This window comes from Spiroplasma citri (genome assembly GCF_001886855.1).
GTDB lineage: Bacteria > Bacillota_I > Bacilli_A > Mycoplasmatales > Mycoplasmataceae > Spiroplasma > Spiroplasma citri.
In genome coordinates this window covers 586,189-612,536 of the sequence record NZ_CP013197.1, presented here as the reverse complement: position 1 = coordinate 612,536, position 26,348 = coordinate 586,189, and the positions used below count along the sequence as shown (strand labels likewise).

Here is a 26,348-nt window from a genome sequence, read left to right as displayed (position 1 = left end):
AATAAATTTAAAAAATATTAATGTGAGGGCAATGATGGCAAAAAAGAAAAATATTTTTAAAGAATTACATCGATTAAAACAAGAAGAAAAAGAAATTCATGAAAAAGAAGTTAAAGAAATTGTTGAGGAAACATACCATAATCAAACAATAAAATTAGAAACTTATCAAAAACTAAAAAAAATTACTTGATATCATTATTTAATTGCTATTTTAACTAGTGCAATTTTACTTGGAATTAGTTTTTTATTAGGAATTTTTGCCTTTAAAAATATTAAAAAAACAGAATGAATTGTTGTTAGCTTCTTTGTTTTAATTTTATTAATCTGATTAATTTTAGGATGATATAAAAATAAGCAAGCCACAGCTTACTTTAATGATCATTGTCGTCGTTACCAATCTACTTTAACTGATGAAGAAGCAATAATTAAAAAAAATCGAAAAATATTATTAATTATTGCTGGAATATTATTAATTTCTTCCCTAATTATCTTTTTTACTATTTAATTAGTTTTTATAACTATTTACTATTGTCTTGGTCGTATAAAAAAAAGTAGGGTATAAAAATATAAAGAAATTAAATAAGAATAATTAAACCATTTACTAAAATGGTTTTTTTATTTGAAAAAACCTAAAATAACTAATTGATTCAAAACAAGGACAGCATCTTTAAATATTTATAATTTTAAAATAATAAAAAAGTTGTTTCCTTTCTGAAAAAAACCATATTAAATTAAGAAATTATTAAATAATCCATATATCTACTTAGTAAAGGTGTTGTCCTTGTTTTGTTTCACTTAGTTATATTAATAAATCAATCGTTAAATATTAGATTGGAGAAACTAAAAATGGAAAAAATCAATATTATGATTAGATGCAGTAAGTGCGGAATGCCAAAGCGAATTCATAAAGTTAAACATCGCGAAAAAACAGAATGATTTGAAGATATTTATTATAGTCAATATTAAATTTGATTTATAAAAATGAAAATTATTAAACAACAAAAAATATGTGATGTTATTAATTGTTATAAATTATCATCATTTATCACCGAAGAATTTGAAACAAATAAAATTTTATGAACTTGTCAAAATCACAAAGTTTTATTAAATCAAATTAAGTATATAAACAAAGAAAAAATTTGACTTTATAATAATTTGGAAAATTCAAGGATAGATTCTGATTGAAAAACTGGGTATTTAAAAATCTTTTTTAGTAAAATTAAATAATTCTAATATAACAAGATGAATAACTCATCTATGGCACACTAGTTATGTTATTTGATTTATTAATTTTAATTTTATATTTCTTTTATTAAACTTGTTAATAGTATTTTTCAGTGTGCCAATTTTTACTATTTTATATTTTTAATAATGCTTACAATGTTTATTAACAATGTTTATTAAACATTAAATAAACAATAGATAAACATTAAATATAACAATGTTTATTAAACAATAAATAAACTATAGATAAACAATATATAAACATTAAATAAACAATAGATAAACATTAAATATAACAATGTTTATTAAAAAAAGGAGTGTGATTAATTATGTTAGGAATTTGAATATTTTTTTTAAAACGTAAATGTCAAATTTGTCATTCTATTTTGAATAAAAAAATTGTTGGTAGTTTGTATTTTAAGTTAAATGTTTGTTCAATGCAGTGTAACCGAAAGCGAGTTGATTTGAGTAATGTATCAGAAACCAAGTTATAAGAAGAATATTAACGTAGAAAATTATTTTATTCGAAGAGAATTTATAGTTTTTAGAACAGATAAAGCTTCATTTATAAATTTACCTAATCATAATCGTCATATTGGTTTTTGATTGAGTAATAAGTTTATTTATCCGAGTGAAAAACATTCGGAACAAGTAGCAATCGGTTTGATTTATGATAATTATTATTCTATTGTAAAATATGATGAAAATTTAAAGCGTAATATTTGAAAGAGTTTAACTGGAACGGAATTAATTAATTTATATAATCAATATAAACAAAATTACTCTACTAATATGAAAAAAGCATTATTTTCAAGTGAACCTAAAAAAGTAAAAACAAATAAAAATAATTTCACAAATTTAAGTGTTGAAAAAAAGAACAATTAATTAAAGGCTTAAAAAGTTTAAATTAAAATATTCCCAAAAAAGTTTTAAATAATATACAAAGTTTTAAGATTATATATTAAATAGACATAACATAGAAAGCTCACTGCATATTTTAAAACACAATAGTATAGTGCCTGCGATTACCTTTAAAGTGACGTGAAAGGCAAAGGGTGAAAAAAATGTTTAAAACAAATTTAGGAAAATTAATAAATGGTGATGCATTAACTTTTATTAAAAGTTTAGAAAATGATAGTGTTGATTTAATATTAACTGATCCACCCTATTTATATAATTTACCAAAAAGAAAAAATGAACATATAAATGAAAAAAGCAATACTACCGACAGAATCGGTAAAAGCATAAACAAATATATTAATGCTATTTATGATAATAATTTGCATAATTCATTTGATATAAATTCTTATTTAGATGAGTTTTATCGAGTTTCAAAAAATAAATTTATGTTAATTTGAATGAATAGACAACAAATTATAGATTATTTAGATTGAGTTTGTAAAAAAGATATGCTTTATGATTTTATCCTTTGGAACAAAACAAATCCAATGCCAACTAATAATCATATTTTCCAAGATAAAGAATATTGTATGATGATTTATTCTAAAAAACATCGAATTCCGAATTATAAAAATGATTATGAAAGTAAAAAAACAATTTTTAATTATTCAATCGGAAAAAAAATAACAGGGCACCCAACAGAAAAACCATTATATATATTTAATCGATTAATTAGTAAATATAGTAAAGAAAATGATGTAATTTTAGATTGTTTTCTAGGTAGTGGTACAACAGCTTATGCTTGTGAACAATTAAAACGAAAGTGAATGGGCTGCGAAATAAATAATGAATATTACAAAATAATTAAAAAAAGATTAAAAAATATTCAGTTTAAATTTGAATTTTAATAGAAAGGAAATAAAAAAATGAATATTGCTTCAATTTTGGCTAAATTAGAAAAAATAGAATTAGAACAAGAAAAACAAAAACTTTATTTAATTGCATTATCTAATTGTGGTTTGTCTGACTTACAAAAAACAGAATTATTAAATAATATTAATTTAATTGATGAAGAATATAAACAAAAACAAAAAGATAAACGGCAAGCTAAAAAATTAGGACTTAGTTATGTTAAATATAAAAAAATGCAAAAACAATAATTATTTTTTATTAATTAAAAACATAAATTATATAGCAGTTTTAATTGCGATGATGGTTGTATTATCACAAGTAATGCGAATACAAATCATTTTAAGAACATCAATTCCATTATTTTTAATTCCAGTTTTTATTAGTACTTTTATTTTAAATTGATATTGATGTTTATTTATTGGTTTTGTTGGTCATTTATTAGTTGATTTATCATTATGAGGTTTTACTCTAGGATCATTATGTTGAAATATTGGCACAGGTTTATTTGCAATTTTATTAAGAATTATTTATTTAATAAAATGTCATAATTTTTCAAAAATTATCTTACTTTTATTCATAAATTTAATAATTTACTTTCCAATTGATTTTATACTTTTTTGATTAAATCTTGGTGTTTTAAATATAGAACAAATAATAATTGGAGTGTTAATTGTAAACACAATATGCTTACCATTTTTTTATTTATTAAGTATCAAAATAATAAAAAAAATTAACCAAGGAAATTTAAGGAGATAAAAATGAAAAAGTTAAATAAAAAAACTATTAACAAAATACATGAATTAATGCTTAGAAGTTATCCAGTGTCATTTGAAGATATTACTGATGAACATTGAGCATTAAATACTAGAAAGAATTAGGAGGAATTACTATATGAAATGTCAAAGAATTAATTGTAATAATAAAAATGCTTATTGTGGAAATAGTTATATTGAAAAAAGTAATGATAAATTAGAGTGAAATTTAGGTTATAAAAAACAAATTATATTATGTGAAGAACACTGATTACAAACTTATCAATTAGAAAATTTAAGTGTAAATAAAAAGAATTAGGAGGAATTAAATTATGACTAAAAAATACTTATTAATTATGAAAAGTGATTTTTCAAATGATATTTTAACTAAATCATTTTATACATTAGAAGAAGCAAAAATTACTGCTAATGTTGAAATGAAACATGATTGTTGATTAACAACCATTATTGATTTAGAAGATAAAAATATTAAATGACAAGGAGATAAATAATATGAAAGAAATTAGAAATGTACAATTATCAGAATTTCAAAAAGAAATTATTAATAAATTAGATGATAAATACTGCTATAAAATTTCCCGTGGAACTGGAATATATAGTGGATATAATGCAATTAAGATTTTTAATAAAAAAATGGAACACTTATTCACAATAGATGAAAGAGATAATACTGTATCAATAAATAATTACATTAAAAATAGAAAAAAGGAACTGGAATTCTTGGAACTTATATTAAAGGAAAATAAATAATGTGTGAAAAGATGAAGATGGCAAAGTTTACACAAAAGAAGATTTATTTAATGAAGCATTAGAAGAATGTCACTCAGAAGAAAGTGCTTATGACTATATTGATACTTTAATTGCAGAAAAGAATTTGGAGGAATTATAAAATGAAAACAATACAAGATATGATAAAAGATTTAACAGGAATTGATGTTGAAAAAAATAAAATCATTAAATATTTAGAAGAAGAAGTATTATATTTATCTGGTGCTAATTTACGATGTGCTGTTTTACAATCTGCTGATTTACAATCTGCTGATTTAGAAGAGACTAATTTAAAAAATGCTAATTTAGAATATGCTAATTTACGAAGTGCTAATTTATGATGTGCTGATTTAGAATATGCTAATTTAGAATATGCTAATTTACGAAGTGCTAATTTAGAAAATGCTTGTTTAGTAGGTACTAATTTAAAAAATGCTTGTTTATTAGGTGCTAGAATTACAAAAGAACAATTAGACCAATTAACTGTTATTGAGGAGAATGAATAATGTTAGAAAATGAAATTAATTATAAAAATGCTTGATTAACATTTATTGGTGTAAATTGAAATAAATGTAAAAATAAAAAATATAAATGTTATTGAAAAGATAATTCTATTGACATATTAACATTATCAGAATTATATTTTAATTTTTCAAATACAAGTGAACTAAATAATTTATTAATAATTAAGGAAATTGAGGAGGATAAATAATGGGAGTTTTTACATGTTATGGTTGTTTTGATAAACATGATATTTATTCTGAATGACATATTATTACTGAAAAATCAACCAATAAAGGTGCTGTAGTATGTCATCCGTGCTTTGATTTTAAATATTCAAAAGACCCTGAATGAAAAGAAAAAGATAATAATGTCAAATATAAAGATGATGCACTTAAAACAGAAAATAATGCACTTAAAAAAGAACTTGCTGAATTAAAACAACAAATATTATATAAAGAAGATTTTGATGCTCAATATTATTGTAGTTATCACGGACATTGAGACCAATGTATAGTTGAAGATGAAGAAGAACCAACAGAAGAACAATTATCAAAGTATATTCTAATTTTAAAAGATAATTCTAAATATGACAAATTACCTAGTAAGGAGGAAAAATAATGGATGTAATAAAAAGCGAAAATCAAATAAATCAAATTATTAAAACAAATAAAGATTTAGATGATTTTAAAAATAAAGATGAATTTATTATCTCAACATTAAAAAAATGTGTGGCAAATAATTTACTATTTTTAAAAAATATTGATAATGATTTAAAAAATTTGAATAATTTAATTAAAAATATTAACAATTTTCAAGTTAATAACAAAAGTGATGCAGATTATGGTACTGAATTAAAAATATTATTAAAATCTACAATTAAAAAAATAATAACTCCAATTGTTAATAATCGATCAGAACTTAAAATAATTGATAGTTTGTATAGATACATTACTAAATCTTTTGAAAAATTAGAAACAGATGTTATTCAAATTGAAATATTGACTAAACAAATTAATTGAATGAATGCGGCTGAAAATCAATTAAAAGAATTAAATAATAATAAAGAAAATAATTTAATTTCTGAAATTTTGAATAAAGAAGACATAAAAGTTAAAGGTTTAAAAACAAGATGAGATTTAAAAATAAATATTATTGATATTGAAAAAGTGCCAGAAAAATTTATTATTAAAACTATTGATGAAGAAGCGATTAAAAAAGCAATTAAAGAAAATAATAATGAAATTCCAAATATTAATGGTTTAGAAATATTATATGAAAAGAAACATCATTTTTAAAGATAATGCAATTTATTAGTAATAATATTAAATTAAAATATAATGTAAATTTTGAAAAAGATAACCATTCTTATTTTATAGATAATATTATTTTCCCCAGCATTACCGCTATTATTAGTTATTTTAATAATACTGAAATTCAATATGATAAATTAATGAAAAATAATGAACTTTTTAAAAAAGCAACAGAAAGAGGAAAAATTATTCATGAGTTTATTTCACGGATTTTATATGATGCAATTTTCCAAACAGAAAATAGAAAAGATTATAAAACAATTATTAAAAATAGTAAAAAAATATCAACAATAAAAGAAAGTTTAAAAATAATTGAGTTATTCTATAATTTTTTTAATAGAATAAAAAACGATTTTATTAAATCAATTATTATGTTTGAAACACCTTTATCCGACGGAAAAGTGTGTGGGACTCCCGATTTAATTTATTATGAAAATAACAAAGCTATTGTTGTTGATTTTAAAACTTGAAAATACTTTAATGCTGAAAAAATTAATAAAGCAAAAATACAAATTACAGCATATAATTATTTACTTGAAAAAAATAATATTTTTACTAGTAATATTGGTGAAATTTGAATAATTAACGAAAATGGTGTTAATATAAATCGTTTCAATATTACCAATAAATTAAAGTTAGAATGACAAGAAATAATGCATACATTTTTAAAAAATAATTCTAATAAGGAGAAAAGAAACTATGAAAATTAAAAAATATTGTCCCAAATTAAAATATTGAGGTTATTGCTTTAAATGCAACAAAGAAAATAAAAAACCAAAACACTAGAAAGGAATATTAGTATGAATCAATTTATTGCCATTGGTAGAACAACAAAAGATATTGAAATTAAAAGAACACAAAGTGGTAAAGAATATGCCATGTTTCAATTAGCAGTAACAAGACCACATTCAACTCAAAAAGAAACTGATTTTATTCCTTGTCAAGTTTGAAATAAACAAGCAAGTGTATTACAACAATATTGTCAAAAAGGTAGTCAAATTGCAATTACAGGTATTTTACAGTCTTTTAAAGACAAAGAAAATAAAATACAGTGAACAGTAAGAGTTTATAGTTGTCAATTTTTACAAACTAATAATAATTTAAAAAATAGTACACCTCCCATAACACCCACAAAAATAAATCAGACCCAATCAGCAACAAGAAATATTCGTTTAGAAGAAATAGAATCAAATAAATCATTTGAAAATAATGATGATGCTATTTTATGAGATTAAATATGGAAACTAATAAATATATTTTATGTTATCGTTCTGAAAAAGGTAAACGACCATGTAAAACTTATTTTGGTGAATATATAACTGGTATTGATGTTGAAGATGTCAATATTAATTCAACTTGGGAATGAGAATATTTTAAAAAAAATTATGGGGAAAATAACTTAGTTATTTGTAAAGATGATAAGTTAGATCTAATTTTAGAAAGAAAAAAATATAATGAAAAAATGTAATAAATATCGTAATCATTTTTTAAAATGTAAAAATATAAAATTATTCTTTTTTACAAAATTACATAAATATAATTGCTATTCGTGTTATTTGTGAAAAATAAAAAAGGAGAAAAAATAAAATGAATAATAAAATTGAATTAATATTAAATAATTCAAAAGTTAATAATTGAATTAATGAAAAATTAACAAATCAGAAAGAAATTAATTTATTTCGTAAAAATATCTTAGCAATTTATAATAATAATCCCAATTTATTTGATAAAGAAAAAATAAATTTAATGAGTGTTTTATCTGCTTGTGTAAAAGCAATGTTATTAGATTTACCGTTAGACCCTAACTTAGGATATGCCTATATTGTTCCATATAATGGAAAAGGACAGTTGCAAATTGGTTATAAGGGTTATATTCAGTTAGCAATCCGAACAGGAAAATATTTAACAATAAACGCAATAGAAGTAAAACAAGGTGAATTATTAAATTTTGATGAATTAGAACAAGAATACAATTTTAAATGAATAACCAACGAAAATGAACGAACAAAAAAAGAAAAAATCGGATATGTTGCATTTTTTAAACTACTAAATGGTTATAAAAAAACTTTATATTGAAGTAAAGAAAAATGCGAAAATCATTTTAAAACATATTCTAAGAATTATCAAACTTACGGAAAATTTACGGCTGGAAGTTATGAGGGGATGGCACTTAAAACAGTATTAACCCAACTTTTAAGAAAATGAGGTATTATGTCAGTTGAAATGCAAGAAGCCTATCAACATGATCAAGCAATAATTATTAATAACAGCAAAGAGTTTAGTGATAATCCTAACATAAAAAATAAAGAAGATAAGAATGTTATTGAATTAAATAACAAAAAAGATGAATTAAATCTAAATTTAGAACAAGAATTTAGCATTAATGAAATAAATGATGATGAAGAAATTGCTAAAACTGTTGATGAAATGTTTTCTGATTAAGAAAATGAAAAATAATTGAAAAGATTATGATAAAAATCGTCCAATTAGACATAAATTTTATCGCAATAAAAAATGAGTAAAAATAAGAAACGATTATTTTAATAGCAAAATGGGAATATGTGAACGATGTTATCAAAAAGGATATATAGTTAATGGCGTTATTGTTCACCACAAAGAATATATTACCGATCAAGATTTTATTAATTGAAACATTGATAAACTTTTTGCATGAAAAAATTTAGAACTATTATGTATGAAATGCCACAATAAAGAACACAAAACCGAAAAAGGATATCGCGATAATGTCATAATTGACGAAAAAACTGGCAAAGTAAAAATAATAGATAAAGAAGAATAAAGACTTCAATAAAGCAAGCAAAATTGTTTCAGAAACACAACTTTATAAACAAGCTGGTAATAGCATTGTGATTGATGTATTAAAAAAGATTTTTATAAAAATGCTTAAAACAGAAAAGAAAAATTAACAAAGGAAGTGAAAAAATAATTATAAATATAATAATAATAGAATATAATTAGGATATAATTATAAAAATTAATTTAAAAGAAAGGTTTTTATGAAAAAAAAAGAATTAGAATTTTATTTACATAATCATTTGTTTAATATTGTTAATGATATGAAAAAATCAAGTTTATATAAATATAATTGAAATGTTATTAAGTCAGATTTTGACGAAATAAATCAAAAATTATCTATAGCATCAAAAAATTCTTCTTTTTCTTCTATTGGAAGGCCAGATTTGATATATTTTAATCCAGAAACAAAATTATTAATTTTAGGCGAAATTAAAAATGATATAAAAAAACACACATCTAATTCGGTTGGAAAAATAAAAGATCCTAAATCTTTTTCTGTTGATGGAGTTTTACATTACATGAAATTTTTTAAAGAATATGATGTATTTGGAATTGCAGCTTCGGGTTCTGTAGATGATTATATAATTGATCAGTTTTATTCAAAAAAAGATAGTTTAAATTTTGAAGTTCTTCCATCACAAAGAATATTAAATGAATTTGATTATCAAAATATTATTGCTGATGATTTGGTTGAAGAAAAAATTGATGGTCTTAGCAATGTTTTATCTAATTTAAACAAATTAATGGATAATAGTAAAATTTCTGTAGAAAAAAGGCCTATTATTACGGGAGCTATAATATTTTCTTTAATACATTTTAAACAAATTACAACAGATATTGAAAAACATAAAACTAATATAAGTAATATAAGTAAACTACTAATAGAATCAATAAAAACAAAAATGTTAAGTGTTTTACCTGAAAATAAAAGAGATAAAAATATTGGCATTATTGATAGATTTTGTAATTTAATAGAATCATACTCAATAAATAATGAAATTTGAAAAAAAATTATAGATAATATTGATAAAAAATTAATGCCAATTATTAATAAAATGAAAAAAGAATCTTATAATCATGATTTTTCTGGTGATATGTATAGAGTTTTATTAAGATATACATCTGGAGATGGTAAAATCTTAGGTCAAGTTTTAACTCCCAAACACATTGTTAACTTGATGATTGATTTAGCTGAACTAAAAAAAGATGATTCTATAATTGATCCTGCATGTGGTACGGGTATTTTTTTAGTAAATTCTATGAATAAATTAATTTCAATGGCAAAAAATAATGATGAAATAGAAATAATAAAACGGAAAAAAATTTATGGAATAGAAATTTCTAAGGAAATGTTTTTTTTAACATTAGTTAATATGTTGATTAATGATGATGGAAAAACTAATATTTATGTAGATGATGATAATCCAGAACCAAAAAATTCAGGAATTTTTAAATTTAATAAAAATGATTTTTTTGAAAATCCCAAAAAAGTTATAATGAATCCTCCATATTTATCACAAAATGAAATGTGAAAATTTATAAATAAATCATTAACTTTAGCAACTGAAAAAGCTATTATAATAGTTTCTACTTCTATTTTTAAAGGAAATATAGAATTTAAAAGAGAATTTTTAAAAAATAATTCTTTAATTTCAGTTATTAATATGCCTAATAATATATTTCAAAATAAAAGTTCTTCAGGAGCTCAAGTTAAAACTTCAATAATGGTTGTTGATATTGGTCGACCAAATTCAGAAAATTATACAGGAACATATTTTTATGATTTAAAAGATGATGGTTTTATATCTAGCAAGAAGCATGGTAGATATGATGGAATTAAAAAGTGAACACAAATAAAAAGTAATTTTCTTGATAATTATAAAAATAAAAAAGAAATATTGAATACTGCAATTCTTGTAAAAAATGTTTCTGAATATGATACTTGAAATTTTAATTTTTATAATAAAATATCTTCTGATGATTTTTTAAATTTAAATGACTATTTATTTAATTTATTATTAGAGTTAATTAATAAAAATAAATATGAAAATAAATATGAAATATATAACTATCTTTTTAATATAAATGATGAGTTAAAAAAATATAATTTAAAAAAATATATACAACAATTAAATATAAAAGAAAATCCAGCTAATAAATTTTTGGAAATTAAAAAAAATATTAATAAGGCACTTAGAATTGAAAAATATCTTGATATTAAAGGAAATATATCATATGTGGCGGCTTCAAATTCTAAAAACGGATGTAGATTAAATAATACTAGAAACATATATAATGAATCTGTTTTAAAAAATTTATTTACATGAAATACTCAAGGAGATGGAGGTGCAGGCTTAGCTTTCTTTCATCCGTATAAATTTATAGTTGCTAGTACATGCAAAGTTTTTGATGTTATAGATAAAAAATTAAATTTAGAACATAAAATTTTTATTGCATTTTCAATGAGTTTAGAACATAAAAATAGATATTTTGGTTATTCTATAAGTGAAGATGAGTTTAAAACTGGAACATTAAAATTATTTTTACCTGTTAATTTAGAAAATGAAATAGATTGAAATTTAATTAAAAAAATTATGATTAATAATCCTATATTTAAAAAAATTAAAATTATTTTAGATGAATATAAAAATATTTAAAAAAATATAGTTAATTTATTTAAACAACAATTAATTTTCTTTATTTTTATTTGACAAATAATTTTAATGACGGTATCATCACAGTGTAATTAGTTATATAAATATTAATTTTATTTTACTTATATACCCCCCTATAAGTCCTTTAAAATAAGGACTTTTTGGGTTCCGTGATGGTGGGGTTCCGTGTACACTTTTTTTAATTTTGAAAAAAACCGCACTTTTATACTAAAAATAATAAAAAACCCCGTAAATAAAGGAGTTTTTATAAATGAATAAGTTAAAAAATAGCAAAAAACAAGCAAAAAATAGCCAAAATTTAACAAAAAATGCCCCTTTTTTGACAAAAAATGAAAGCATTTTAACAAAAGAAAACAATAACTTAAACCAACAAAAAAACCTTTTAAATTGAGAAAAAGATAAAGAAAAATTAATAAATAAATATAAACGATTTTTAAAAGAAAAAAATGTTATTTTAGATATTATTAAACTTGATTTTTTAGAAGAATTTTGTACCCTTAAATTAACTTTAAATAACATTAATAATGAAATCCAAACCTTAATTAATGATGGTAAATTATTTTCTGAAACCGATAATAATCGTGGAAAACCAAAAGAAGTAAGACACCCCGCTTTAATTTCTTATGGACAAGCATATAAAGATTATAAAGCTGGATATGAAATAATAGAACAATGAATAAAAATAGCTAATCAAAAAGATAATTCCGATACTTTTAATTTTAATAATTTATATGATAATTCAGAGGAAAAATAAGAATGCAAGCAAATAATGAAAAAACAAATTTAGAACTATATTATGAATGAATAAATAAAAACTCCAATAAAAATAAAGTTGGAATAAAAATTAAAAAAATTGTTTCCACATTAGTAAAAGAATTAAAATCAAATAAAGATTATTATTTTAATCACAAAGAAGCAAATAAAACAATTAGCTTTATTGAAAAATCTTGCTTTCATACAACTGGAGAATATAATAAACAAAATTTTAAATTAGAATTATGGCAAAAAGCATTTTTAGAAGCATTATATGGTTTTTATGATAAAAAAACAAATTTAAGAAGATTTAAAGAAGCACTCTTAATTGTCGGAAGAGGAAATGGAAAAACCGCCCTTGCTTCTGCAATCGCTTTAAAAAGTTTAATTTTAGATAATGAAGCAAATGCCGAACTTTATTCTATTGCAACCAAACGAGATCAAGCAAAAAGAGTTTATGAAGAAATGCGACGAATGATTTTTATTAATCCTAACTTAAATAAAATTTTAAAAGTTAAGCGAGATAAAATAGAGTTTATACATAATAATTCTTTTTTTCAACCACTATCATCAGAAACAAAAACATTAGATGGTTTAAGCCCCTATTTTGTTGTTTTAGATGAAGTAGCAATGATGGAAAAGCGTGACATTTATGATGTTATGCGAACAGCAACCGCAAAAAGAAAAGATTATTTAATGTTATTAATAACAACCAATGGATCTATTAGAGAAAATATTTTCGATGAAAGATATTCTTATGCTGAGAAAGTTTTAGAAAACACAATAAAAGATAATAAATTTTTACCTTGAATTTATGAACTTGATGAAAGAAATGAATGAAAAAATTTTAACAATCTTTATAAAGCTAATCCAAATTTGGGTATTTCTAAATATATTGATAATTTTAAAGCCGAATGACAAGAAGCATTAATTACACCAACTCAACAACCAAATTTTTTAATTAAACATTGTAATTTAAAAAGCAATTTAGATAGTGCCCTTTTTAGTCGATTAGATTTAGAAACTAAAAATAATAAAATTATTAATACCGATGAATACTTAATAAAAAATAGAATTTGTACTATTGGAATTGATTTATCAAAAACAAACGATCTAAGTGCAGTTGTATTTTTAATCCCAAATTTAGACACAAATGAATTTATATTATTATCACAATTTTTTATGCCAGAAGCAAGAATAATTGAAAAAACAACAGAAGATAAAATACCATATAAACTTTACCAAGAACAAGGAATATTAACATTATGCAAAGGAGAAGAAATTAACATTAGTGAAATTGTTAATTATATTATAAATATAATGAAAAAATATAATTTAATTTGTTATGGTATAGGATATGATACTTTTAACTCATATCTTTTAAAACAACATTTAGATAATGCAGGATTTTATCTTATAAATAATTTAATTAGATTTGGAGTAAGAACAATTAGTCCAATTATAAAAGCCCTTAAATTAGAATTTGATGACAATAAATTTGTTTTTAATCAAAACCCATTATTAAAATTACACTTTAATAATGTTGATGTTCTTATTGATGAAGAAAAAGAAAATATGATGCCAATTAAAAGATCAAAAAACAAAAGGATTGATGGTTTTATCTCCCTTTTATTTGCTTATAAAATCTTTCGCGATAATAAAGACCGAATTTATATTGAATTATATAAAATATATTCTCAAAAATAAAAAAGAGATTATTAAATCTCTTTTTTAGGTGGGGAAACAAACAATGCTCTTACCGATAGCGGACAAGTCCATACGGCCCACCTATAATTATATTATATACTATTTTTTTCCCTCTCTTTGATTATGATTTGTAATTTCTAATAAATAAAAAATATTTTTTATTAATAAACCATCTGCTCGTTTTCCGCAACCACTTCTATAAATATCAAAAGTACGCTTTAAATCTAAATTGTAGTTATTTTTTATATAGTCTATAAATTTATTATTTTTTTCTTTTTGCCTTTTTATTATTTTTTCATTATATTCAACATTAACCGAACTATCAAATTGTCTAACTGTAATTTTAGAGTAATAACTAATAATTTTATTAAATATTTTTTTATAATCGCTAGTATCTAATTTTGTTTCAATTAAAGTAAATCTAAAATTAAATAAAATATACTTATTGTCATAATTTGATAATTCGTCTGTTTTATTTAATTGTTGGTACATCTTTTTCAAACCATTTCTTAATTTCTTTATTATCAATAACATTTGAATTTTCAGTAAACAATCAAGGTTCAGTTTTATGAGAAGCATTTACTAATCTAATAGTAGAAAATTGACTAAGATATTTTAATATTTTATTAAGCAAATTTTTATCATATTTAGGAGTTTTAGCATCTTTAAATCATTTAAAATCTATTTCATTATTTCTTTTCATATTTGAGTTATCTAAATTATTAATTATAAAATTATATAATTCTTTTATAACAGGGCCATGTTGTCATGCTTCAAATACAATTGGAATAATTTCTTCTTTTTTTTCTTTTCAATAAAAACCATATATAAAAAACAATAGTTTTTGAATTCTTAAATTACTAATTTTTTCAATATCTTCTTCTAATATATTTTCATTTTTTTGTTCTTCTTCATAAAATTTAATAATTTCTTTACATAGTCCTTTTAAATTTTCTAAATTCATAATAATCCGCCCTTCCCTTATTAGTTAAATTATATAAAAATATAATTATTTGTAAACACCTTTATTACTTGTTTATAAATTGTTTTTTTATTTGACAAATATTTTTAATGACGGTATCATCACGACGACAATAAATGATGGGGTTAATTATTATTGTTAAGGCTGGTGATTATGTTTTGATATAAAAAAAATAAAGATAATAATAATGTAAATAAAACGCCTAAAAATTCTCAAGTTGATATTGTTAAGTTTGAATGAAAAGACTTTTTTACTAATTTTCAGAATAATTATCAAATTGATGTAATTAAAAGCACAATTAATCGGATTGCTACTGATATAGCACAAGTATCAGTTAATACATATCGCCAAAATGAAAAAATAAAAAAATCTAATTTTGATTATTTATTAAATTTGAGACCAAACAATTTAATGAGTAGTTATGATTTTTATTATAAGATAATTACTAATTTATTTTTGCAAGGGAATGTTTTTATTAAAATAGAAAAAGATATTAATGATAAAATCATTTCTTTAATTCCAATCGAATACAGCACTATTGAATTATTGTCTAAGGATGATGAATTATTTATAAGATTTTATCAAAATAATAATGCATTTGAGATATTACCGTATTCTCAAATAATTCATCTACGGAAATTTTATAATAAAAATTTCTTAGGGGATAATCCTAATAATTCGCTTGAACCAAGTAAAAGAATATTAGAAGAAATGACAAACTCTATTATTAACAATTTTAAAGAAACAAATTCTTTAATGGGGATAATTACCACAAATATGCCACTGGGGCCAACTGGTGCTCCTACGCAGTTTAACCAAGAGAGATCCCAAATGTTGCCAGTTTTACCAGTTGAAGATATTAATTTTAAAAATACCAATTTTAGTAATAAAAGAGTTGCGTATTTATCTTATGGACAAGATTTTAAAAAAATTGATAGTAATATATCAAAATTTAGTAAAGAACAAAATGAATATTCTGAAAATTTAATTTATAAATTTTTTAATATAGCACCTGAGATTGTTAAAGGAACTTATAATTCAGAACAATTTTTAAGTTACTTATCTACTGTAATTCATCCAGTTTTAAGACAATTAGAAAAAGAATTTACCTTTAAAATTTTTACTAAAAAAGAATTAGAATTAGGGCAATATTTCGAGTTTGTATTAGATAGTAGATTAATAATATTAAACTTATCAAATAGTTTAAAAGGTGTTGAACTTGGTGCAATAAACCCAAATGAAATAAGAAAATTATTATTTGGTTTAGATCCTTATGAGGGAGGAGATACCTTTTTAAATTGAAATTATGGAAAAGTAGATGATGAAAAAAATGGAGAAAACAATGGACAACAATAAAATTATTAATAATGAAATTACTAAAAAAATTGATTTTAATATAAAAAAAATAAAAGAAGATAAATTTAATACAAACGAAATTATCGGAATAGCAAATAAATATGATGTAGTTGATTATCACAATGACATTACTGACTACAAAAGTTTTGAAAATGATTTAAAAAATGGTAAAACTGTGCCGGTGTTTTTATCTCATAATCACGAAAAAATTTTGGGTGTTGCAGATTTAGAAAACCGCAAAGACGGATTATGGGCAAAAATTAAAATATATACTAATACTAATTATGGAAAAGAAACTTACGAAATTGCTAAACAAATGCAAAAAGATAATAGACCAATGCAGTTAAGTATAGGATATCGTATTTTAAAATCAGAACCAACAGAAATAAACGGGCAAGTTGTTCGTTATTTAAAACAAATTGAAGTTGACGAAATTTCTTTGGTTCCATTAGGAGCAAATCCACAGAGTGAAATACAAGAAATTAAAAATATCAAAGGAGAAAAAAATATGGAAAAAGTAAATTTAAAAGAATTAAATGACAAAATTATTGATTCCAATAATGAATTAGAAGAAAAAAAAGAACAATTAGAAAATATGGAATTAAAGAAAAATAATTTATCTAATAAAGAATTACAAGAACAAAAAGAGTTATTAACTGCAATTAAAAAATTAAATGAAGAAATTACAGAAACTCAAAAAATAAGAAATGAATATTTAGAAAAAAATATTAAAAATATTGAAAACGGAAATAGCACAATTTTACAAACATTAAGGGGAACAGAACAAATGGAAATTAAAACTATCTATAATCAAAAAGATATTTTAGATACAAGAGAATATAAAAATGCATGATTAAAAAATATGCAAAGACAACAATTAACACCACAAGAAGCAAAATTTTTACAAGTTGGAACAAATCCAACTGGAAATGAAGATGCGAGTCCGCTTGTACCTACTACAATATGAAAAAACATCTTAAATGAAATTAAATTAACTTCTAATTTAATTAATGAAGTAACTATTTTAGAACACCGAGGAAAATTAGATATTGCGTATGAAAAAGATTCAACAGCAGCTAAATTTGTCACAGAGGGTGAAGAAATAAAAGGAAGTACAGGATCAGATAGTATTAAATTTGATGGTCACATTATTGCCACTTCGCTTGAATTTTCAGAAACTACAAGATTTATGACAATTGAAGATTTTGAAGCTTTTGTAATTAGAGTAATTACAAACAGAATTAAAGAGGGCATTGAACAATCACTTGCTACTGGAACTGGAAAAGGTCAACCAACTGGAATATTATCAGATACAAGCATTAAAAGTGTAAAAATTAAAGAATTAAATTACGATGCTATTATTGAAATGATTAAATCATTAAAATTAGGATATTCAAATGGTGCTAAATTTGTAATGAATAACGAAACATTCTGAACTATTCAAAATATTAAAGATAAAAATGATCGCCCTATTTGAAACCACAATATAAGTTCAGATGGAGTTACTAATAAAATCTTAGGTTATGATGTTGTTTTAACAGACACATATCCTACATTTTCTAAAACAAATAAAAATAATTGCATTTCTTTTGGAAAATTAAACACTTATTATGTAAATTTCCAAGAGCCTTTAACTCTAAGATATTCTGAACATATCGGAATTAAAAAACTTTTACATACTTATGTGGGAGCAGCCATTTTAGATGGGAAAGTTGTTGAAAAAAATGCTTTTGTAAATTTCCAACCTGAGTAATTTAAAAATAAAGGAGGATCAATATGGACTTATTAAATTTTGTTAAATTAAGTTTACGAATTCAGCATAATTTATTTGATGAAGAAATAAAAACTTTAATTCAATCATCAAAAAATATTTTAATAAATTCAGGTCTTCCTTTTAAAATTATTGAGGAAGCAAATGATGAACAAATAAAAAATATTATTTCTATTTATGTTAAGGAAAATTTAGGGCGTGAATTAATTGGAGAAAAATTTTATACTATTCTTAACTATAATATTCAACAATTAATGTATAAATATGCTAATTATCCGCAAACAACGATATATCAATTAGAAAAAGAACTCACAGAATTAAAAAAGAAATTAAAAGATATTAAAAAACTAGAAAAAAATAAAATTGAAAGATAATTTAATTTTATTAAATGATTATGCTTTTCTAATTGATAAAGAAGATGACGAAAATCCATTAAGTCATAAAAAAATAACTAAAAATAAAAAACAAGTATTTTGTGATATTAAATCAATTTATGCTAATGATTTTTACACCGCTAGAATGGCGGGCATAAAATTAGAAATAAAATTACTTATAGATAAATATATGTATGATAATGAAAAATTTATTTTAATTGATTATAAATATCAAAATAATTGACAAGAATATGAAATTATTAGAACTTATGACAGACAAGATGGATTTTTAGAACTATTTTTAAGTTTAAGATAAGGTGTTAAAAATGAAAAAAAGTAATTCAGTAGTTGATATATTTGATTTTGTTGCAGACTCAATCCAACAATATACTTATGATATCCAAGAACAAATAAAAGCAGAAATTAAAAATGTAGGTGAAAAAATATTGGCAGAAATTAAAATTACTTGCCCTATTAGCAATAAACATTTAACAAAAAGAAGACATTTAAAAGATTATTTTGTTTTTAAAATAAAATTAACCAAAGATAAAATAATTGGTGTAATTTATGCCACTAAACAATATCAAATAATCCACTTATTAGAATATGGATATATTAATCATTGAAATAATGAAAAAATTAATCCTCGCCCATTTTTACGAAATGCTTATAATAAGTATATTGATGAATATATTAAAAAAATAGAAACTATTTTAAAATATTAGTTAAGATGATTATTAATAATAAAAGAGAGCAAAATATTAATTTAATTATTGAATTATTAAAAAAACTTTATCCAACTAAAAAGATTAAATATACATTTTTTAATTTTAATGAAGATAATTTCAATAACATTGAAAATAATATAACTTTTTATAGAATTAATGATAATACCTTTTTTTCATCAGATAATATTAATAATTTTATAAGACAAACATTCCAAATTTGCTTTAATTTTAAAAATGAAATTAATTTTAATGAAATTGAAAAACTAGAAAATGAATTAATAAATAAAAAAATAAATTATCAATTAGCACAAGAGTTTTATTTATACGAACAAAATTTATATATTGTAATTTATGAAATATTTTTGTTGCTAAAAAGATAAAAGGAGAAAATACAAATGAATAACAACATTATTGAATTTGGACTAGAAAATGTTCATTATGCAAAATTAAAATACAATCAAACAACAAACAAAACAGAATATGCAATCCCACAAAAAATATTAGGAGCAGTAAATTTAAGTTTAAATGTTAGTGAAAACACTAATACCTTTTATGCTGATAATAAACCATACTATATTTCACATTCTTTTCAAGGCTATAGTGGTAGTTTAACAATAGCAAAACCATCTGATGATTTTGAACAAGAAATTTTAGGAATTGAAAAAGATAAAAATGGAAATTATATTGAAAAATCAACTAGTTTAAAGAGTGAAATTGCTTTGGGGTTTGAAATCAAGGGTGATTTAGAAGAAAAAAGAATTTGGCTTTTAAGAGTTAATTTAAAACGCCCCAACCAAACTCATAATACTCAAACCGAAAATGTAAACCCAGATACTTATACTTTTGAATTAAACGCCTTACCACGAATTGAAGATAATGTTATTAAAATTAAAACAACAAAAAAAGCTAATGAAAATAATTATAATAACTACTTTTCTCAAGTTCCAAAATTAGAAAAAGAAGAAAAAAACGAAAATGAATAGATATTTAGAAAGTTTAAAATTAAAAGTTAATATAAGCACTTATGCATTAATTATTTATGAGGATTTATTTGGTTCATACGGAGAATTGTTAAATAAATTAGAAAAAGACAAATATGAATTTTCATTTATTTTAAAATTATTATTTTCTTTTACAAAAGCAGCTGATGAAAATCAATTTAAAGATTTTAAGGAATTTTGTCAAAAAATTACATTTAAAGAAATTACCGAAAATGTTAATGAAATTAATAACTTAATAATGGAATTTGTAGGTGCTAGTGTTAATGACAAAAATTTACAGGAATACGGCGAATTAACAAAAAAGTAGATTATAAATTTAATAAATTTACTCCTAACTTATTACTATGACTTAGTCATTTAGGGTTTTCAATTATAGACAGCAAATATATTAAATTAAAAACATTAATAGAAATTATAGAAATTTATAATAATCAAAACAAAAGATTAGCAACACAACAAGATATTAATAAATTTTTTTAAAGGAATAGTTAATTATGGCAAAAGAAATTAAAGGAATGAGCATAACTCTTGATAGTAATGTTTTAGAATTAAATAACAATTTTAAAAAAATAGCCGATAACATAAAACTATCAGGATCTAAATTAAAAAATTTTGATAATAATTTAAAATTTAAAAACGGTGATGAAATTGATATTTTAAATGAAAAATTTAATGAATATAAAAATATCATTGATAATATTTCAGAAAAAAAAGAACTTTTAATTGAAAAATATAATCAATTAAATAAAACCATTTTAGAAACACAAGAAGCATTATCAAAAACAAACGATACTGCCGAAAGAGAAAAATTAATACAAAAACAAAATAAATTAAATAAAGAATATGAATATACAAAAATAAATATTGATGCATCTAATCGCAGTTTAAACAACTTTAATGAAAAATTAAAAAATACCGCCCAAGAAATAAAAAATATTCCCTTTAAAAAATTTGAAGAATTTGGAACAAAGTGTCAAGAAATCGGAAAAAAATTAAGCACACATATTACAATACCCATTTTAGCAATCAAAGGAATTTTAACAAAAATAACTGTTGATACCGCCAAATATGCTGGTGAGCTTAAAAAAACATCAAAAGAAATCGGTATCACAGCAGAAAACTTACAAATATTTCGTTATATTGCAAAAAGAACTGGAATTACTAGCGAAGAATTAGAAAAGAGTTTTAAAAAATTACGACAAGGTATTAGTGCTATTTCTTATGGAATATCAAATGAAACAACAGAAGCTTTTAATAAATTAGGAATTAATATTAAAAATAATGAGGGTTCTTTAAAAGATACGGGAACTATTTTTTTAGAATTAAAAAAATCATTAGAACAAATAAGTGATGAAACTGAAAAAAATAATTTAATAATGGATGTTTTTGGTTCTAAGTTAGGAAAAAACCTTATTCCAATGCTTGCCTTATCAGATGAAGAAATTAAAAAAATGACAAGCAACATTAAAGATTTAGGCATTGTTTCAAATGAAAATGTTGAGAAAACAACACTATTAAACAAAAAATGAAATGAATTTAAACATGTTGTTAATATTACAAAAATGAATTTAGCATCCGCCCTATTACCCGTGTTTGAGTCTTTGGTTTCTTTTTTAGAAGTCAGTTTAATACCAATTATTAAAGGAATAACAAATTTTTTTAATATGTTTAATGATACAACCAAAAAAACTATTTTTATTATTTTAGGAATATCAGCAAGTTTGGGAGCTGTTGTTTACACAATTGGAAAAATAATAAATGTTATTAGTTCATTAAAAACACTTTTATTAGGAATGGCAAAGCACCCAATTCTTTATGGTGTTTTAGTTAGTTTGTCTGCCTTAGCTGCTGGCGGGGTATGATTATATAATAAATTTAATAAACCACCACAAAACATTAACCAAGAAAACCAAACTAATAACTATAATAAAATTGAAAATAAAAATGAATTTAAACCAACAATTATTATTGAAGGAGAAAATGATAAAGAACGAGCTGAAAAAATACTCGAATATATAGGGCAATGAAATAATAGAGTATAGGGAGAAAATATGTATAATTTACCATTTAGAACTTTTAAAATTAGTAATAGTAAAGATAATTTAATTAATTTATGTGATTTAGATAATATCATTATTTTATCATTTAATGGATTAAATATTAATTTTGATAATAATTATTTAAACATCGATAATAATTTTATTTTAAATAATTGTAAGCATTCTTTAAATCAAATAAATTTTAAATTATTATTTATAGGCCCAAATCCCTATGGTAAATTTAATGATTTTATTAATAAATTAAATATTAATTTAGATAATAAATCTTCCCCCTTTTTATTATTTTATAGTTTTTGAATAAATGAAAAAACAAAATTGGAATATTATTGTGAAGTAATTATTAAAAGTATCATTAAAACAGAATTAAATAATAATAATGATTTAGAGGTTGATTTTATTTTAGAACAATTAACTAACTGAAAAAAAGAAGAAGATAAATTATTTGAAATTAAACCAAATAAAACAAGCGGAAAAAGATACAATGAACATAATAACAAATATTATTTTAAGTTAAATCGCATTAAATATACCAATCAATATAATGAAAAAATTAAAATTAGTAATAATAGTTATTTAGCATCAGATACTCTAATAACAATCAATGGTCCCACAAAAGACCCATATTTAAAATTAGAAAATATTAATGGTAAAGTAATAAGTGAACTTAAAATTAATGCTGAAATAAATGAAAATGAAAAAATAATAATAGATAGTAGATTAAAAACTCAAAGCATTATAAAAGTTGATTTAAAAACCGAAAAATCATACAACATATATCAATATCAAGATTTTAAATATACTAATTTTATTCAAATTCCACCAGGAAACTATCATATTTTATATTCTTCTAACCTTTCAAAAGACAAACAAGTTGGAAATATTAATATTAAAAAATTTGAAGAATATATTTTAATTTAGAAAAAAGGAGAAATTAAATGGGTGTAGGAAGTTCAACAAAAAGCCACTGAAATGACGAAATAATTGCAATTAGAGAAGATAAAAAAGAAATTATTAATAAATTAAAAAACAATACTTTAAATGTAGAAATTGTAAAACAAATCCAAGAATTAATAAAAGAAATATCAGAATTAACAAAAGAAATTAATGACGAAAAACTTATTTATGATGAAGCTGTAAGATTATATCCTCAACATGCCCAACAATTATTACAAGTGCCTGATTATAAATTAATGATTGATTATCTTGATGAATTATCTAATATTGTGTTTGAAATTAATAAAGCACAACAAGAAGCAGAAGAAAAAGCAAGACAAAAAGCAAGAGATGAATTATTAAAATTAGAAATTAAAAAAGATAAAAATATTTATCAAGGTAATAGAACTAAATTAATTATATTAGGAGTTGATTTTGAAAAAGGATCTTTATTTTATAAAGATAATTGTATTGTTGAAAATTATAAGATATTTTTAGATATTTATACCCCCGCAACTATCAACTTTTAATGCTTATAATTATTATAATCTTAATGTTGAAATTGAAGACATTGTTTGTATTTTGAATAACGAAAATCAATTATATATCGGAATTATTACTCATATTGAAAAAAACAAAGATGAAAATTTATATACCTTTACTACTAAAAATATTGAATCTATTTTTGATTTTAAAATTTACAACATATATAAAAATAAAAGTTGATATATTTTTCTTACTTTAATAAAAATTATTTATAACAATCTTCCCTTTATTAAACTTAATAAAAAAATTAATGATGAAAATAATAATAATCCTAAATTTTTTGAAGAAAATGAAGAAAAAGAATTTAATTGTTATCAATTTATTAACAAAATATTTAAAATAACAAATATATTTTTAAAATTTAATATTGATTTAAAAAATTTTATTTTAAATTGTGATGTTTGCAAAGATGGACAAGAAGATATCAAATTAAATAATTATAAAGTAAAAGATAATATTAAATGTATTACAAATATAGAAATTGAAGAATTAAACCAAAAAAGTATCAACAGAATTGATTTTTACCAAAAAAACAATGCCAATAAATATAAAAAAGCAAATTTATTAAAAAATAATACAATTTCTTATGATATTAATAAAAATAATTTACTTGCTAATTTAATTAAAAATAAAATATATGAATTAGAAGAAAAAGACTTTACCATAGAAAATATTAAAACTATTAGCAATCAAGAATTTAAGTTAAGTGAATACTCACATCTCATAAAATTTGATATCACAAAAGATAACAATATTTTAAATTTAAACAATTTGCAACTAAGAGATAAATTTACCTTATTATTTAACAATAAAGAATATAACAGCATTTTATCTGGAATAATTTTAGAAAGCAATAAAAACACAATTACCCTAATATTTGGCCAAGTAAGGCTATGGAAGTAAGTTTTAATATTTATTAACCAATATGCCCCTTAAAACGCGTAATAAAGGTATTTGCATTTAGTTATATTTTTATATAATTAATATGTAAGTCCTAATTAATTACGGTTTTCGGGTATCCGAATGACCTAACTGTATTCTAAATGCAGGTAATCTTAGGCAACGAAAGGTAGAATAAGTTCCTATTTTAAATAATAGGCCTCTATATGGATATCCAAAATAGGTGGGCCGTATGGACTTGTCCGCTATCGGTAAGAGCATTGTTTGTTTCCCCACCTAAAAAAAGAAATAATTGGCCAGAGTTTAGTCGGTAAATACTTCTAGAAAAAAAGTTGCTGGTGTGTTCTTAGAGAGCAGGCAAGCTGCCCGACAAAAAAAGAGGTTTAATTATTTCTTTTTTATTATATAATTTAATTAAGTTAGGGGAGATAATTATGAAATGCAAAGGAATTAAAATTGAAGATTTTTTATATTTACTATTAGATGAAAACTATAAAATTCAAAAAAAATTAGAAATTAATAATGAAGAAATTTTTGGAATGACAAATTTGCAAATACAAAAATTAATGTATTTTATAGAAGGTTTATTTATGGCTAAATTTAATAAAAAAATAATAAAAGAAAAATATAAAGCATGAACATATGGCCCAGTTTTAGAAGAATTGTATTTTTTACTAAGAAAAAATGGAAAATCATACATAGAAAAAGATAATCTTGAAAATTTTAACGAAATAAAAATACACGAAATTGAAAAAAAATTTACCAATGAAGAATTAGAATTTATTGAAAGAGTTTTTATATATTTTAGTAAATATAGTGCTTTTGAATTAGTTTCTTTATCACATATAGAAGGTCCATGAAAAGAAACAAAAAATAATGAAGAAATTAATAATGATAAAATGTTATATTATTTTCAAGAAAAATTAAACCAAATTGAACAATTAATTTAATATAAAATTAAATAATATGAATTTAGATAAGTTAGATAAAAAAATATTTTTCAATTTTGCATATATAAATAAAACTAAAAAAATAAATAATGATTTTCTAAATGAAATTAAAAAAATTTGTAATTATTCTTTACGAAATTTAATACAAGGTTCAAGACAATCTTGTGGTTATTCAAATATTGAAACAAATAAATCACGCCTTCCCCCAAAAATTCCTTTAGAATTAGTAAATTATGTAAAATCACATTTTAATAAAGATATTGAACAAGATATTAAAAAATATGATTATTTAAGAGTTGGAGATAAGGAAAGAATTTATGGTGTTTTAGTTAATAATATTTTCTTTGCAATAATTTTTGATCCTGATAAATATTATCAAAATAACAATTAATTTAATTTAAAAA

38 protein-coding genes and 1 pseudogene are annotated in these 26,348 nt (G+C 21.7%); 37 read left to right on the top strand and 2 right to left on the bottom strand.

Annotated features, from left to right (window positions below):
• The first annotated feature begins 34 nt into the window (after positions 1-34).
• The 23 genes and pseudogenes from SCITRI_RS03305 (at position 35) to SCITRI_RS03205 (ending at position 14,343) form a co-directional block, all read left to right on the top strand.
• Positions 35-505, top strand: coding sequence for a hypothetical protein (locus SCITRI_RS03305; RefSeq protein ID WP_071937209.1), 471 nt, complete (start codon positions 35-37; stop codon positions 503-505).
• Positions 506-981: 476 nt separating this feature from the next.
• Complete coding sequence (locus SCITRI_RS03300; protein WP_071937151.1) at positions 982-1,227, top strand: hypothetical protein; 246 nt, start codon at positions 982-984, stop codon at positions 1,225-1,227.
• 326 nt (positions 1,228-1,553) lie between these two features.
• Positions 1,554-1,718, top strand: a complete 165-nt coding sequence (locus tag SCITRI_RS10510; protein WP_167693716.1) for a hypothetical protein — start codon at positions 1,554-1,556, stop codon at positions 1,716-1,718.
• Positions 1,696-2,135 (top strand): annotated as a pseudogene (locus SCITRI_RS03295) (DUF3627 domain-containing protein). Before SCITRI_RS10510 ends, SCITRI_RS03295 begins: the two are co-directional and overlap by 23 nt.
• A gap of 153 nt (positions 2,136-2,288) precedes the next feature.
• On the top strand, positions 2,289-3,032 hold the full coding sequence (locus SCITRI_RS03290; protein ID WP_147077617.1) for a DNA-methyltransferase: 744 nt from the start codon (positions 2,289-2,291) through the stop codon (positions 3,030-3,032).
• 18 nt (positions 3,033-3,050) lie between these two features.
• Complete coding sequence (locus SCITRI_RS03285) at positions 3,051-3,284, top strand: hypothetical protein (protein ID WP_071937207.1); 234 nt, start codon at positions 3,051-3,053, stop codon at positions 3,282-3,284.
• Positions 3,253-3,792 (top strand): hypothetical protein, encoded by a 540-nt coding sequence (locus SCITRI_RS10505; protein ID WP_071937206.1) that lies wholly within the window; start codon positions 3,253-3,255, stop codon positions 3,790-3,792. Before SCITRI_RS03285 ends, SCITRI_RS10505 begins: the two co-directional genes overlap by 32 nt.
• A gap of 135 nt (positions 3,793-3,927) precedes the next feature.
• The gene (locus SCITRI_RS03275) at positions 3,928-4,107 is read left to right on the top strand and encodes a hypothetical protein (protein ID WP_071891731.1); all 180 of its coding nucleotides are present in this window, start codon (positions 3,928-3,930) and stop codon (positions 4,105-4,107) included.
• Between the two features lie 13 nt (positions 4,108-4,120).
• Positions 4,121-4,300: a hypothetical protein gene (locus tag SCITRI_RS03270; RefSeq protein WP_071937205.1), complete on the top strand. Its 180-nt coding sequence runs from the start codon at positions 4,121-4,123 to the stop codon at positions 4,298-4,300.
• A gap of 1 nt (position 4,301) precedes the next feature.
• A complete protein-coding gene (locus tag SCITRI_RS03265; RefSeq protein ID WP_053391429.1) occupies positions 4,302-4,559 on the top strand; it encodes a hypothetical protein in 258 nt (85 codons plus the stop codon).
• 1 nt (position 4,560) lies between these two features.
• The gene (locus SCITRI_RS09875; protein WP_157092848.1) at positions 4,561-4,698 is read left to right on the top strand and encodes a hypothetical protein; all 138 of its coding nucleotides are present in this window, start codon (positions 4,561-4,563) and stop codon (positions 4,696-4,698) included.
• Position 4,699: 1 nt separating this feature from the next.
• Positions 4,700-5,083 carry a pentapeptide repeat-containing protein gene (locus SCITRI_RS03260; RefSeq protein ID WP_071937204.1) on the top strand — a complete coding sequence of 128 codons (384 nt, stop codon included), beginning with the start codon at positions 4,700-4,702 and terminating at the stop codon, positions 5,081-5,083.
• Positions 5,083-5,289, top strand: a complete 207-nt coding sequence (locus tag SCITRI_RS03255; protein WP_071937203.1) for a hypothetical protein — start codon at positions 5,083-5,085, stop codon at positions 5,287-5,289. Before SCITRI_RS03260 ends, SCITRI_RS03255 begins: the two co-directional genes overlap by 1 nt.
• A complete protein-coding gene (locus SCITRI_RS03250; protein WP_071937202.1) occupies positions 5,289-5,699 on the top strand; it encodes a hypothetical protein in 411 nt (136 codons plus the stop codon). The genes SCITRI_RS03255 and SCITRI_RS03250 overlap by 1 nt, the downstream gene beginning before the upstream one ends.
• Complete coding sequence (locus tag SCITRI_RS03245; RefSeq protein WP_053391427.1) at positions 5,699-6,376, top strand: hypothetical protein; 678 nt, start codon at positions 5,699-5,701, stop codon at positions 6,374-6,376. Before SCITRI_RS03250 ends, SCITRI_RS03245 begins: the two co-directional genes overlap by 1 nt.
• 5 nt (positions 6,377-6,381) lie before the next feature.
• A complete protein-coding gene (locus SCITRI_RS03240; RefSeq protein ID WP_071937201.1) occupies positions 6,382-7,101 on the top strand; it encodes a PD-(D/E)XK nuclease family protein in 720 nt (239 codons plus the stop codon).
• Positions 7,102-7,191: 90 nt separating this feature from the next.
• Positions 7,192-7,626 carry a single-stranded DNA-binding protein gene (locus tag SCITRI_RS03235; protein ID WP_053391425.1) on the top strand — a complete coding sequence of 145 codons (435 nt, stop codon included), beginning with the start codon at positions 7,192-7,194 and terminating at the stop codon, positions 7,624-7,626.
• The gene (locus SCITRI_RS03230; RefSeq protein ID WP_071937200.1) at positions 7,617-7,859 is read left to right on the top strand and encodes a hypothetical protein; all 243 of its coding nucleotides are present in this window, start codon (positions 7,617-7,619) and stop codon (positions 7,857-7,859) included. Before SCITRI_RS03235 ends, SCITRI_RS03230 begins: the two co-directional genes overlap by 10 nt.
• A 119-nt stretch (positions 7,860-7,978) precedes the next feature.
• The gene (locus SCITRI_RS03225) at positions 7,979-8,833 is read left to right on the top strand and encodes a recombinase RecT (protein ID WP_071937199.1); all 855 of its coding nucleotides are present in this window, start codon (positions 7,979-7,981) and stop codon (positions 8,831-8,833) included.
• Positions 8,814-9,191: an HNH endonuclease gene (locus SCITRI_RS03220; RefSeq protein WP_164023979.1), complete on the top strand. Its 378-nt coding sequence runs from the start codon at positions 8,814-8,816 to the stop codon at positions 9,189-9,191. Before SCITRI_RS03225 ends, SCITRI_RS03220 begins: the two co-directional genes overlap by 20 nt.
• A gap of 217 nt (positions 9,192-9,408) precedes the next feature.
• Positions 9,409-11,865: an HsdM family class I SAM-dependent methyltransferase gene (locus tag SCITRI_RS03215; RefSeq protein WP_071937197.1), complete on the top strand. Its 2,457-nt coding sequence runs from the start codon at positions 9,409-9,411 to the stop codon at positions 11,863-11,865.
• A 268-nt stretch (positions 11,866-12,133) separates the two neighbouring features.
• Positions 12,134-12,637 carry a hypothetical protein gene (locus SCITRI_RS03210; RefSeq protein ID WP_071937196.1) on the top strand — a complete coding sequence of 168 codons (504 nt, stop codon included), beginning with the start codon at positions 12,134-12,136 and terminating at the stop codon, positions 12,635-12,637.
• Between the two features lie 2 nt (positions 12,638-12,639).
• Positions 12,640-14,343, top strand: coding sequence for a terminase large subunit (locus SCITRI_RS03205; protein ID WP_071937195.1), 1,704 nt, complete (start codon positions 12,640-12,642; stop codon positions 14,341-14,343).
• Positions 14,344-14,442: 99 nt separating this feature from the next.
• Here SCITRI_RS03205 and SCITRI_RS03200 read toward each other — a convergent pair whose 3' ends face one another.
• Complete coding sequence (locus SCITRI_RS03200; protein ID WP_071937194.1) at positions 14,443-14,835, bottom strand: hypothetical protein; 393 nt, start codon at positions 14,833-14,835, stop codon at positions 14,443-14,445.
• Complete coding sequence (locus tag SCITRI_RS03195) at positions 14,816-15,307, bottom strand: Panacea domain-containing protein (RefSeq protein WP_071937193.1); 492 nt, start codon at positions 15,305-15,307, stop codon at positions 14,816-14,818. The genes SCITRI_RS03200 and SCITRI_RS03195 overlap by 20 nt, the downstream gene beginning before the upstream one ends.
• Positions 15,308-15,478: 171 nt before the next feature.
• On the opposite strand from SCITRI_RS03195, the gene SCITRI_RS03190 reads away from it, so the two are divergent.
• The 14 genes from SCITRI_RS03190 (at position 15,479) to SCITRI_RS03125 (ending at position 26,335) form a co-directional block, all read left to right on the top strand.
• Complete coding sequence (locus SCITRI_RS03190; RefSeq protein WP_071937192.1) at positions 15,479-16,681, top strand: phage portal protein; 1,203 nt, start codon at positions 15,479-15,481, stop codon at positions 16,679-16,681.
• Positions 16,656-18,434, top strand: a complete 1,779-nt coding sequence (locus SCITRI_RS03185; protein WP_164028179.1) for a phage major capsid protein — start codon at positions 16,656-16,658, stop codon at positions 18,432-18,434. Before SCITRI_RS03190 ends, SCITRI_RS03185 begins: the two co-directional genes overlap by 26 nt.
• 23 nt (positions 18,435-18,457) lie before the next feature.
• The gene (locus SCITRI_RS03180; protein ID WP_071937190.1) at positions 18,458-18,826 is read left to right on the top strand and encodes a phage head-tail connector protein; all 369 of its coding nucleotides are present in this window, start codon (positions 18,458-18,460) and stop codon (positions 18,824-18,826) included.
• A complete protein-coding gene (locus SCITRI_RS03175; RefSeq protein ID WP_071937189.1) occupies positions 18,816-19,142 on the top strand; it encodes a hypothetical protein in 327 nt (108 codons plus the stop codon). Before SCITRI_RS03180 ends, SCITRI_RS03175 begins: the two co-directional genes overlap by 11 nt.
• A 10-nt stretch (positions 19,143-19,152) precedes the next feature.
• Positions 19,153-19,551 carry an HK97 gp10 family phage protein gene (locus SCITRI_RS03170; protein ID WP_071937188.1) on the top strand — a complete coding sequence of 133 codons (399 nt, stop codon included), beginning with the start codon at positions 19,153-19,155 and terminating at the stop codon, positions 19,549-19,551.
• Positions 19,552-19,556: 5 nt separating this feature from the next.
• The gene (locus tag SCITRI_RS03165; protein WP_071937187.1) at positions 19,557-19,934 is read left to right on the top strand and encodes a hypothetical protein; all 378 of its coding nucleotides are present in this window, start codon (positions 19,557-19,559) and stop codon (positions 19,932-19,934) included.
• 15 nt (positions 19,935-19,949) lie between these two features.
• A complete protein-coding gene (locus tag SCITRI_RS03160) occupies positions 19,950-20,537 on the top strand; it encodes a major tail protein (protein WP_071937186.1) in 588 nt (195 codons plus the stop codon).
• Positions 20,530-20,862 (top strand): hypothetical protein, encoded by a 333-nt coding sequence (locus SCITRI_RS03155; RefSeq protein WP_071937185.1) that lies wholly within the window; start codon positions 20,530-20,532, stop codon positions 20,860-20,862. Before SCITRI_RS03160 ends, SCITRI_RS03155 begins: the two co-directional genes overlap by 8 nt.
• A gap of 187 nt (positions 20,863-21,049) precedes the next feature.
• The gene (locus SCITRI_RS03150; RefSeq protein WP_071937184.1) at positions 21,050-22,597 is read left to right on the top strand and encodes a phage tail tape measure protein; all 1,548 of its coding nucleotides are present in this window, start codon (positions 21,050-21,052) and stop codon (positions 22,595-22,597) included.
• 9 nt (positions 22,598-22,606) lie between these two features.
• Complete coding sequence (locus SCITRI_RS03145; protein ID WP_071937183.1) at positions 22,607-23,533, top strand: phage distal tail protein domain-containing protein; 927 nt, start codon at positions 22,607-22,609, stop codon at positions 23,531-23,533.
• 17 nt (positions 23,534-23,550) lie between these two features.
• Positions 23,551-24,078: a hypothetical protein gene (locus SCITRI_RS03140; protein WP_071937182.1), complete on the top strand. Its 528-nt coding sequence runs from the start codon at positions 23,551-23,553 to the stop codon at positions 24,076-24,078.
• A gap of 52 nt (positions 24,079-24,130) precedes the next feature.
• Positions 24,131-24,997 carry a hypothetical protein gene (locus SCITRI_RS03135; protein WP_071937181.1) on the top strand — a complete coding sequence of 289 codons (867 nt, stop codon included), beginning with the start codon at positions 24,131-24,133 and terminating at the stop codon, positions 24,995-24,997.
• 431 nt (positions 24,998-25,428) lie between these two features.
• Positions 25,429-25,944: a Panacea domain-containing protein gene (locus tag SCITRI_RS03130; protein WP_071937180.1), complete on the top strand. Its 516-nt coding sequence runs from the start codon at positions 25,429-25,431 to the stop codon at positions 25,942-25,944.
• A 16-nt stretch (positions 25,945-25,960) separates the two neighbouring features.
• Positions 25,961-26,335 (top strand): hypothetical protein, encoded by a 375-nt coding sequence (locus tag SCITRI_RS03125; protein WP_071937179.1) that lies wholly within the window; start codon positions 25,961-25,963, stop codon positions 26,333-26,335.
• Positions 26,336-26,348 lie beyond the last annotated feature (13 nt).